Source organism: Ezakiella massiliensis, assembly GCF_059862345.1.
The window spans coordinates 285,753-297,316 of the sequence record NZ_JCBCEO010000002.1; the positions used below are offsets into that span (position 1 = coordinate 285,753).

Genomic DNA, 11,564 nt, shown 5'->3' on the forward strand with positions numbered 1-11,564 from the left:
CTCAAAGAGTTTTTAATAGGCAATGGAAATAAAAAAAGATGTCCTTTAATGTCCGCTCAAGGTATGATAAACTTAAATTAGTGAAATATACTTAAAAATACAAAACGGAGGTGTAAAGTATGGACTTAACAGAACAAGTCGCTAAAGACGTAGGTAAATTACCAGAGGCTATGATTGAGATAGTAAAGCTGGCACTAGATATGACTCAAGATTCAGGAAGATTTTTATATACAGTCGCAGAAATGATATACAACCTGGATAAAATGTTTTCAGACAAAGAGGGCAGACCAAATCCAGAAGATCTATTCAAACGATACAACGGAAAACTGGATTGCATACAGCTGCCTGATGATTTGGTTGAAAACTTTAAAATTCTCGCCAATAAAAATGGGGTTGAATACCAGGTTTTAGATAAAGATCAAAAGACGGATATATCTAACAAAATCTTGTTTAAGGCTAAAGACAGGAAAAAAGTCAATGAAATTCTTAAAGAAATTCAAAAGTCTAGAGAACGAAATCAAGGTAAAAGCTTTAGACGAGAAATGAAAGAGTATGACAAGCAAGCTAAAGAAAAGCAAGCAGAAAAAGAGGACAGGGCAAAAATAAAGAACCAAGAAATTTCAAGGTAATATTGGAGGTAAATATGAGAAAATTAACTAAAAAGCAAAAAGAATATTTGACATTTATTTTTACTCTTTTATTTGAGTTAACTTTTTTGGGAGCGTTTGCCTATGCGGATGACATAAGAAAATTTGCAGCTATGATGCTTAGTTCAGTAATATTTACTTCTTTAGCGTATTTTATTAATTTAAGTAAAAACAAATCCGATGAAGAAGAAAAAGAAAAATAAGCTCTTGCAGAGGACAGGGCAAAAATAAAAAATCAAGATATTTCAAGGTGATATCAGGAGGATAAAATGAATGAACTAACTAACTTTAATCGTAAAAAAATAAGAAATATAATTTTTATAGTTTTTGCAATATTGCTATTGCTCGTATATCGAAATTTGATACTTGATAAAATAAAGATTGGAGATACAGAATACGGAGAAAAGTTATTAGAAAATATTAGTCAAAATATGACTATAAAAAAAGATAAAAATTACACAAGCATAACACTCCCACCGTATATAACGAAAATACCATCGTATGAAATTCCACCAAATACAATATATATGAGGGTATTTGTTTTACTCACTCCACTTACCATTTTTACAATGTTATTCTGGTGTCCTTATTATGATCTCGTTGAAGAAAAAAAGGGTTTAAAGATAGGGATAGCTACATTGGCTATACACATTTTTATATGCTTATGTGCGTTGCCAATGCAGAAAAAAGAAACTAATTTAATAAAAGAAGTTGCAAAAGAGTACTCTTCAATCGAAAATAAAAATAAAGACGAATTCATAAATATAATTGAAGGCAAGAAAATTTTTGAAGAATCAACAGAATTAGTTGAGATAACAATTAGCAGCAACATTTCTAACGAAAAAAATGGCATTGAATATGTAGTAAATTTAGTAATACCTGAGAGGGTGGCTATACCAAATTCTGAAATAAGATGGAAAACTAGCTTAATACCAGCAGAAGACTATTTCAGTTACATTAAAGCTTATGCTGAAAATTCTGGTGGTAAATATATAAACAAAGAAAATGAAATAGAAATTTTATATAAGTACATGGGAAAAACATTCAACACAAAAGAAGATGCCAAAGATTACATTGACAAACTTGGTTTCAGTGCAGATGAATATAAAAAAATAATAGAAGAAAATCTCACCAAAGGTAACATTGTAATAAAAGTTCCAAAAACAGCTTTAGCAACTACTGAAACAAGGCTAAATGAACTAATATTAAAATATGTTTTAGAAAAAGAAAACTATAATAATATAGAGGTAGTTCCTGCAAAAACATTATTTGGATATTGAATATGTAGGATATAGAAAAATAAAAGCGTTTCAAGTCTGGGACCTGATGATTTAAGATAATTCCCGCACACGCATGGGTGATCCTAGATTGCTGGATAGAGTTCAAAACGAAATAAAGGATCAAAATATTTTTAAGTAATACGAGGAGGAAAACATGAAAAAAACAACAAAAAATATTAAAACAGTTAATATTAATACAAAATATGATGAGGCGGTACCAAAAGAGTTCTATGATATTTTGTTAACATTTATATTTTTATTATTTGATGTCACAGTGATAGGAGGACTTGTTTATTTTATTTCTATAGACAAAAAAGCTCTTACCTTGGAAAAACTTGTTATCCTTCTTCTTGTTTGGGTAATACTTGGCTCTATGGCTTTTTTAGTTCGTTCAAAGAAAAATAAATCTGGTGAAGAGCCTGTTGTGGAAAAGTAAGAATATGCTATAAAATTTGACAACACACTTATAACGTGATAAAATATATTTACAGTCTTTTAAGATTGTATTCCAATCAAATGAGGATTGAAGGCTATGCTTGCCTTTAGCCGAGCGAGGGCGTCGGAAATATTCGTCATTGGAAAAAGCATATCCGTTAAAGTTAATCGGAGGACTTAGGAGCTAGGGTAATCTTTGTTATTTAAAAGCAACTAAAACTTATAAAAGAGTTATGAAGTGATTCATAGCTCTTTTTTATTTACAAAAAAGGAGGAGTAAAATGAGCCACAAAGTTAATGATTTATACAATTGGTTTAGTCAGTTTAATGATAGGACTATTAAAATAAAAAGTGATAGTTTAGGTTTTGAAATAGATTTAAACAAGCGTTCATTGCTGCACTTAATAGGAGCACATTATATATTTAAAAATCCTAAATTTCTTCGGGGAAGCGATTTAATAAACGAAGTAATTAATAATAGATATGATGACAAAAAAATTATTGGATTGATTGCAAAGAATAACCCCAATATGGTTAGGGCATTTAAAGTAAGAACAAAATATTTAAGACCATTTCTAGAAAATCTAGAAAATGCAAGATTAGTAGAAATGACTAAAAATAATACAAAAATAAAAAGTAATTATCTAGCTATGCAGTCAAAGGATAAAGATTTCTTATTGCTGGGACTAGCTAGCAATGACTATGAAGATTATTTTGAAACTTTTATAGTCAGGCAAGATGATTTATATTTTAAAAACACAACAATAAATGAACCAGTAAAATCAATTACAGAAATTTTAGACGATGGGACGGAGGTCCCTTTTTCATTTTCTGAAGAAAAACAAAAACAACATCAATTAGAAAACAATAAAAACAATCAAACTATTAATAAGAAAAAATCTTTTAGAGATGAAATGATAAGTTGGCAAGAAAAAGCAAATGATTCAAATAAAACAGAAATTAATATTAACAAAAAAGATTTAGATCAAGGACGAGATTTATAAGGAGGTGAAAAATGGAAAACTTTAAAAAAGCAATAGATAAATACGTAACAAGTAAAACTGCAATAATAGTTATTTTTACAACATTAATATTTCATTTTTTCAGCAAAATAAGCTATATATTTCGTCATCAATTGTTTGGGAACATTATTGAAAAATTTGTATTCACTCTATCTAAGATAGATCAAATTTATTCAGAACCCTTGTTTACATTTAATATAAAAGATTTAATTTTTGCTTCTATGTGTACTTTAATATTTATTTTACTAATAAGAGCAAGGGTAAGCAAAGACAAAAGAGAAACCAGAGAGGGAGAAGAATACGGCTCTGCCAGATGGGGAACCAGCAAAGAAATAGCTGGCTTTATGGATAAAGATAAATTTCAAAATATTCTTTTATCAAAGAGCGAAGGTCTTACAATGAATTCAAGACCAAAAAATTGGAAAACCGCAAGAAATAAAAATGTTTTAATTGTAGGCGGATCTGGCTCTGGTAAAACAAGATATTATGCCAAGCCTAATATTGCCCAAATGCACTCAAGCTATGTTATTACAGATCCAAAGGGAACGCTTTTAAACGAGCTTGGATATATGTTAGAAAAAGGTGGTAGAAAAGAAAAAAGAGATAAAAATGGAAACATTCAAAGAGATAATAAAGGAGAAGTTATATATTTAAAAACACCAGATGGAAAATATATGAGAGATCCATACAAAATAAGAGTGCTAAATTTAATTAATTTTAAAAAATCTATGCACTACAATCCATTTTCATATATCAGAGATGAAAAAGACATTATGAAATTAGTTAATACGATTATTATTAATACAAAAGGAGAAGGAGATAAAGCTGGTGAAGATTTCTGGGTTAAGGCAGAAAGACTTTTATATATGGCTTATATTGGTCTTATATACTATGAAGCTCCTCCAGAGGAACAAAACTTTGAAACCTTAATAATGCTAATAAATATGAGCGAAACTCGCGAAAGTGATGAAAATTTTGAAAATGGAGTAGATCTAAAATTCAAAGATCTTGAAAAAAAGGATCCTAATCATTTTGCAGTGCTTCAATATAAAAAATACAAGCTTGCAGCTGGTAAAACAGCAAAATCAATTTTAATATCTTGTGGTGCAAGGTTGGCACCTTTTGATATTAAAGATTTAAGAGATCTAATGAGTTATGACGAACTGGAGCTTGATAAAATTGGAGATAGAAGAACTGCACTTTTTGTAATTGTGCCAGATACAGATTCAACATTTAACTTTATAGTCGCAATGATGTATACACAAATGTTTAATTTACTATGCACAAAGGCAGACGATGTTTACGGAGGCAGATTGCCTTATCACGTGCGATGTATTCTAGATGAGTTTGCAAACATAGGGCAAATACCTCAATTTGAAAAGTTAATTGCAACAATAAGATCAAGAGAGATATCAGCAAATATTATATTACAAACAAAATCACAACTTAAAGCTATATATAAAGATAGTTGCGACACAATTATAGGCAACTGCGATACAAGCATATTTTTAGGTGGTAAAGAAGAAACCACTTTAAAAAGCTTGTCAGAAGGACTTGGAAAGCAAACTATCAAAGCTTACACAAAAGGAGAAAGCAGAGGACAGTCACGTTCATCAAGTACAAATACTCAAGGCATAGGCAGAGAGTTAATGACACAAGATGAATTAAAAACAATGGAAGGAGATGAGTGCATTGTAGAAATTAGAGGTCTAAGACCATTTAAATCGAAAAAGTATTCTTTGGAAAGTCATCCAAATTATAAACTGATGTCAGATTATAGTGATAAGAATACTTTTAATGTAGAAAAAATACTAAGCAGTGAAAGAAAATTTATTAAAAAATAGGAGAAAATTATGAACACGAAACAATCGAAGAAAGAGCTTACAAAGGATATAAGTATATTGTTAAATATGTTTATACAGAGGCTCTTTCAGAAGAGTTAGCTAAGCTATATCAAATTGAAGAATATCCTGCTTGGTATTGTGGATATGTAGTAATTCCAAAAGATCATATTCTTTATGGAATAAAAAGATTTGATGATAAAAGGCTTATAAACCTAGATGTTCATGGAGGCATTACCTTCTCTGGAGTTTTAACAACGCTTAATGGTAAGAATGAGTTTTGCATTGGATTTGATTGTGCTCATTATAACGATAGTCCATTTCTTCAAAATCAAGACTACTTAAGAGAAGAATGTAAAAGCCTGATTGATCAAATAATTAAGAAAGAAAATTTATTAGAAAAATAGGAGGAATTAAAAATGAGAGAATTTGAAGGAAGATTAGTTGCAGCTCCAACTGTAAAAACTCAGGTAAGATCTTCAGATGGACAAGAGTTTCCAGTTGCATATTTTACAGTTGCAAGAACTGGAGAAGATGGACAAACCATATATGCAGATTGCAGAACTACTGGCAAGCTTGCAAAAGCCGCAGGTAAGTTTTTAAAAGGTGGAAAGGTAAAAGTATATGGTGAAGAAAAAGAATATACAAATAAAGATGGGAAAAATAAAAAGTTTTTGTCAGTAAATAAGGTTGATCTAATCAAAAAAGAAAAAGAAAAAACGAAAAACTCTTTTGTTAATGAAATGAAAGAATATGACAAACAAGCCAAAAACCAAAGTAGCAAAGAGGTTAATCACGACATAAAAAGAAGTGAAATGAAGGAAATTTAAAAATAAAAAAGATGTCCTTTAATGTCCGTGCAAGTTATGGTATTATATAAGTGTAGAAATAGGTTATGGGATAAAGCAGTCGTTGGCGGCTGCTTTTTTGCTAACAAAAACAGGAGGGATACCAATGTAAAAACAACTAACAAAACATAATGATTAACTCAGCACCGAAAGGTGCTTTTTTTATGCAAAGAGGTGGTTAAAATGATTTAATTAAAAAATTATTTTAAAAATTTTATTAAAAAAAAGTAATGTTAAAAATAATAAGGAGGAAATAAATAACATGAAAAATTTTAAAAACATTTTATCAGTAGCATTAGCAGTATTAATGCTTGTAGCACCAAACTTGGGAATGATTAAGGAAATCAGTGCAGCTGGTGAAGGATATGTAATTCCTGTAACTACTGAAGAAGGATATACAGTAACAGGATTAGATACTGCAATTGACGGCGAAGTAGACAATAGACAAGTAACAATTTCCGTAGACAATCCAGAAGAATTAACAGTTTATAATTTTGAACTTGAAATTACTAACCCAAGCAAACCAAAAAGAATAATTTTTTCATCGATTATGTATGGAAAAGATAATAAAAAAGAAATTGATTCTTCAACATACAACTTAGTTGTATTTAAGGAGGACAAAATAAATCTTAAAATTAATAAGGAAAAATTTATTTTTAAAGATTCCACTTTTAGTGACTCAGAATCACCAGAAACAAAATTTATTACTGACAATACAAAGTATTATGGTGCTGTAAATGGTACTATTAGATCTCATTATCATCCTTATATTCTTAAGGATAGAAAGCTAAGTATTACTATAACAAATAGAACAGTAACAAACAAAGCTGAAATTAAACTTTTTGCTAAACCTATAGAAGTAGAGGGATATGGTATAAAATTCTCTGAACTTTTTAAGTCTATGTATCAAAAAGACGGAACTTATAAAGCTAAAGAAGTTGCTATTGACACAATTAAATTGGCAATAGGTACTGAAATCTTAGATAAACAAAATCCTTGGTGGGAACCAGTTTCCAGTGTACTAAAATTCGGCCAAATACAAAGAGACGGAGCGCATGGTTTTGATCTAGATGTACTAGTTAATCAAAGCTATACTAAAAATTTTGATATTCCAAATGATTTGGAATACAGATATTTCTTAGAAAGAGGCGCTAGAGGACCTGTTAAATTTAAATCAAATGTTCCAACAACTATCACATATAGTATAAGCAAAGACTCTAAGGGCGATGTAATCAAGAGTGGTCGATTAAATCCTACAGAGGAAACTACATTTGATTATTCAAATGGAACTCAATTCAAAGTCGTAGTTACTGGAGCTGAAGCTCTTGAACCAAAAGATGGAGAAGATGATACCAAGCCATCAAATCCGTCTGAAGATGAAGAAATCACAAAGAAAATAACAATTCTTGAAGAAAAGATTGTTAAATATGAAAAAGAAATTGAAGAAAAGGATAAAACAATTTCAGATAAGACAACAGAAAATGACAATCTTAAAGAAGAGATTGATAAGATTAAAAAGGAAATCGAAAATCTTAAAAAAGAAAGAGATGAGCTCAAAAAACAACTTGAAGCTGGCGGAACAGCTGATGAAGCTACTAAAAAAGAACTAGAAGATACAAAGAAAAAATTATCTGAAGCAGAAGATGACCTAGAAAAAGCTAAAGCTGAATTAGAAGCTCTAAAGAAAGCTGACGCTGAATCACTAGAAAAAGCAAAAGAAAATGCTAAAGATCAAATTTCAAAAGACGAAAATCTAGATGAAGCACAAAAAGCTGAAGCAACTACAAAAATTGATAACGCACAAACCGTTGAAGAAGTCAATAAGATTGTTGGCGATTTAGCACTAGCTGATTTAGAAAAGAAATTAGCTGAAAAGGATAAGGCTCTTGAAGAAAAAGAAGCCGACCTTACAAAAGCTAATGCAGAGCTAAATAGACTTAAAAAAGAAGTTGAAGCTTTAAAGGAAAAACTAGCAACAAGTTCAGGCAGTGACGAAGAAACACAAAAACTTATCGAAGAAAAGAATAAGCAAATTAAAGACTTTGAAGATAAACTTGCAAAAGATGAAGAAGAATTAGAAGCAGTTAAAAAAGAAAATCAAGATCTAAAAGAAAGAATTGCTGACTTAGAAAAATCTATCAATGATAGCGATGATGAAAAGCTAAAAACAATTGCTGAGAAAGAAAAAGAAATTACTGACCTTAACAATAAAATTGCTGACCTAGAAAAAGCAAAAGCTGAATTAGAGGCTCTAAAAAACGCCGAAGCTGAATCACTAGAAAAAGCAAAAACAAATGCCAAAGATCAAATTTCTAAGAATGACAATCTAGATGAAGCACAAAAAGCTGAAGGAACTACAAAGGTTGACAATGCTAAAACAGTTGAAGAAGTCAACAAGATTGTTGGCGATTTAGCACTAGCTGGTCTAGAAAAGAAATTAGCTGAAAAAGATAAAGCTCTTGCAGAAAAAGAAGCTAATCTAGAAAAGTCTAACAAAGAACTTAAAGAAGCTAAAGAAAAGCTTGAAGGAAATCTAAAAGAAAAAGTTGAAGAACTTGAAAAAATTAAAAAAGAATTAGCTGATTTAAAGAAAAATAAATCTGATGAAGAAGCTAAAGAAAAAGAAGACAAGAAAAATGAAAATGATCCTGCTTATCAAAAGAAAAAACTTCAAGATTTAGTTGAATCAGCAAAGAGAATCAGATATCCATCAGAAGACCTTGAAAAGGCTATCGATCAAGCATACGATGTTCTTTATAATAGATATTCAGAACTTGAAGATTATAAATGGGCAATTGAAAACCTTGAAAGAATTCTTCAAAACATGAAAGATAATAGAAGAAATCGTTATAAACTAGAAGTAGAAGATATCAATGTCTCAAATAAAGAAATTACTGGCAAAACAGAAACTAAGTGGTATATTGATATCTACAATGGCAAGAAGAGAATTTTGAGCGGCCAAGCAGACTACAAAGGCAACTTTAGCATTGAAGTTAAAAAAGACAAATTTAAGGCTAAAGATAAGCTAAAAGTTGTAGCAACAGATCCAATGGACAACAATAAATACAAAGAAGTTGAAATTGTTGTAGGTGGAGAAACTACTTCTGTTACAAATCAAGAAGGAACTGTTATTACTCCAGATATGCTAAAAGCTGAAGGTCACGATCCTAACGAAATGGCAGTGTTCCCAATCAATAAGAGTTATTACAACATTATTAAGAATGGCGAAAAAACAACTGTCTATATGGATGTAAATTCATATGCAGTAAATGGAAGGACAATGCTTCCAATTAGATTTGCAGCTAATGCTTTAGGATTTAATGTAGAGTATGATGAAGTAAATAAAGAAGCTATCTTTACAAACACTTCAAATCCAGTATTGGCTAAGGCAACATTTAGGATGAATGTATACACAGGATACATTTATGGATCAAATGGCACAACTTACCAAATGGATCAAAGACCAGTTGTTAACAATCAAAGAACATTTGTTTCTATCTCTAATTTAGCGAAAGCTTTTGGAGGCTCACATGGAAACATTAACGATGGTGTTAAAAACACAATTGAATGGGATCAAGCAAACTACTCTGCAATCCTATTTAAATTTGCTAAATAATAAAATAATAAACTATTGCAAAAGCTATAATCCTCGTGGTTATAGCTTTTTGCTTATAGTCTTAAATTAAAGGAGAGAGTTAATGAAAAGCAAAAACAAATTATTAGCGTATATACTCCTAGCAGCAATTACACTCAATATAAATTCTGGCATAAGAGCTGAAGGCGAAATAACAGATATTTATAGTGAAAATAAGGAATCAGAAGTTATTTCTGTAGAAACTTATACTCAACCTGCAAGTGATTATTGGAATGCAGATCCACAAGATTTTAGACCGACAAGAAATGAGGATAATATCGTAGATCCAAATCCAAACAACTCAATACCTTTAACAGATCTAGATACTCAAAATGTCATTAAAAAATTACCAAGGGTTGAGGGTCGAAATATAAAGGCAACAAATATTCTTGCAACCAAGCCTAGCAAAGCAAGGGCAACAGTTATAGAAAATGTTGATCAAAATGCTGAGGACGTAACACCTAAAGTAGAAGAAAAACAAAAACAACCAGAAGAAAAAACTGACAATGAAATTGATATGCGTCAATTTATGAGGATTAAAACAGCTTCTGGAAAAGAATTTTTAATTGTAGTTGATCATGGAAAAGATAAAGAAAATGTTCAAATGCTTACAGAAGTCAGCGAACAAGACCTTTTAAACTTAATTGAAGGTCAAAGTGTTGAAGATAAAATGAAAGCCGAACAAGAGGCTGCAAGACTTCAACTTGAGCAAGAGAGAAAAGAATTTGAAGAAAACAAAAAAGCTGAAGAAGAAAGACTAAAACAAGAGAAAAACAAAAAGCCTGAAAAGACTAAGTCAGGCAGTTCAAATTGGATAACATTTCTTCTAATAGCAATATTTGCAGGCGGATTCGTATATTACAAGAAGAAAAAATCAGAAGATTATATTTCTGATGAAGGCAATGACGAAGATGATGACTATTATTCAGATTCAGATGAAATAGACTATGATGAATATTTTGAGGAGGAAGATGATGAATAGCGTAACGTTAATTGGAAGGCTTGCAACTAATCCAGACATAAGAAGTATTCCCTCTAATGGACAAATCTTTACTAGTTTTATCCTTGCTGTTGATAGGGGATACTCGAAAGAAAAAAGACTAGAGTGTGAATCAGAGGGTCGGCCTACAGCTGACTTTATTAAAGTAACATTCTGGGGAAAAATTGGAGAAACAATCGCAGAATACTTTTATAAAGGCAGAAGAATTGCCATAAAAGGAGAGATAAGAACTGGAAGGTATGAAACTGCTGAGGGAATAACCAGATATACAACTGAAATATTAGGACAAACTTTTGAATTTGTTGACTGGGCAGACGAGGATAAATTGCTAAGTCCTCAACCATACGCATCAAGAGAGTTGGACAACAAAAGAAATAGAAATGAAAATGTAGTGGAAGATTTTATTCCACGCAATGATGACATTCCATTTTAATAGGAGGAAAATATGAAAACATTTAAATATATATCGCTAGCACTAGTGTTTATGTTAACAATTTTTGCCATACCAACACTAGCAGAAGGAGCTGGCATTGGCGAAGCCGCGCTTAAATACATCGAAATATTATTTGATGATGTAATTAAAAACGTCGTAGCACTTTTTGGCGCTGGATTTTTGTTGTCAGGTGCCATGCAAATGATTGAAGGAACACAACAAGAAAATGCAGCTGCAAAAACACAAGGCTGGAAAATGCTAGGCGCTGGAGCAGGTATACTGCTAATAGCTTTTACTGCTGTTCCAGGACTTAAAAATCTTGTATTAGAGTTATTAGGTGGAGGAAGCTCAACAGGTGCTTTAATTATCAATAGTAGTGTTCAAAAAGCAATGACCAATGTGTTATCACCTCTATTTTAGGGGT

Annotated in this window: 11 protein-coding genes; all 11 read left to right on the plus strand. The window is 31.0% G+C overall.

Annotation, left to right across the window (positions count from 1 at the left end; translation table 11 throughout):
• The first annotated feature begins 119 nt into the window (after window positions 1-119).
• The 11 genes from AC6FXG_RS04345 (at window position 120) to AC6FXG_RS04395 (ending at window position 11,560) form a co-directional block, all read left to right on the plus strand.
• The gene (locus AC6FXG_RS04345) at window positions 120-629 is read left to right on the plus strand and encodes a DUF3801 domain-containing protein (RefSeq protein WP_500571713.1); all 510 of its coding nucleotides are present in this window, start codon (window positions 120-122) and stop codon (window positions 627-629) included.
• A 14-nt stretch (window positions 630-643) separates the two neighbouring features.
• Window positions 644-850, plus strand: coding sequence for a hypothetical protein (locus AC6FXG_RS04350; RefSeq protein WP_500571714.1), 207 nt, complete (start codon window positions 644-646; stop codon window positions 848-850).
• 66 nt (window positions 851-916) lie between these two features.
• Window positions 917-1,927 (plus strand): hypothetical protein, encoded by a 1,011-nt coding sequence (locus AC6FXG_RS04355; protein WP_500571715.1) that lies wholly within the window; start codon window positions 917-919, stop codon window positions 1,925-1,927.
• Between the two features lie 154 nt (window positions 1,928-2,081).
• Complete coding sequence (locus tag AC6FXG_RS04360) at window positions 2,082-2,363, plus strand: hypothetical protein (RefSeq protein ID WP_500571716.1); 282 nt, start codon at window positions 2,082-2,084, stop codon at window positions 2,361-2,363.
• A gap of 280 nt (window positions 2,364-2,643) precedes the next feature.
• Entirely contained in the window at window positions 2,644-3,366 is a 723-nt protein-coding gene (locus tag AC6FXG_RS04365; protein WP_500571717.1) for a hypothetical protein, read from the plus strand.
• A gap of 11 nt (window positions 3,367-3,377) precedes the next feature.
• Complete coding sequence (locus AC6FXG_RS04370) at window positions 3,378-5,228, plus strand: VirD4-like conjugal transfer protein, CD1115 family (protein ID WP_500571718.1); 1,851 nt, start codon at window positions 3,378-3,380, stop codon at window positions 5,226-5,228.
• Between the two features lie 416 nt (window positions 5,229-5,644).
• A complete protein-coding gene (locus AC6FXG_RS04375; protein ID WP_500571719.1) occupies window positions 5,645-6,055 on the plus strand; it encodes a single-stranded DNA-binding protein in 411 nt (136 codons plus the stop codon).
• A 280-nt stretch (window positions 6,056-6,335) separates the two neighbouring features.
• The gene (locus tag AC6FXG_RS04380; RefSeq protein ID WP_500571720.1) at window positions 6,336-9,689 is read left to right on the plus strand and encodes a stalk domain-containing protein; all 3,354 of its coding nucleotides are present in this window, start codon (window positions 6,336-6,338) and stop codon (window positions 9,687-9,689) included.
• 82 nt (window positions 9,690-9,771) lie between these two features.
• Complete coding sequence (locus tag AC6FXG_RS04385; RefSeq protein ID WP_500571721.1) at window positions 9,772-10,689, plus strand: CD1107 family mobile element protein; 918 nt, start codon at window positions 9,772-9,774, stop codon at window positions 10,687-10,689.
• Window positions 10,682-11,140, plus strand: coding sequence for a single-stranded DNA-binding protein (locus tag AC6FXG_RS04390; RefSeq protein ID WP_500571722.1), 459 nt, complete (start codon window positions 10,682-10,684; stop codon window positions 11,138-11,140). Before AC6FXG_RS04385 ends, AC6FXG_RS04390 begins: the two co-directional genes overlap by 8 nt.
• Window positions 11,141-11,152: 12 nt before the next feature.
• Window positions 11,153-11,560, plus strand: a complete 408-nt coding sequence (locus AC6FXG_RS04395; protein WP_500571723.1) for a Maff2 family mobile element protein — start codon at window positions 11,153-11,155, stop codon at window positions 11,558-11,560.
• The last annotated feature ends 4 nt before the right edge of the window (window positions 11,561-11,564 follow it).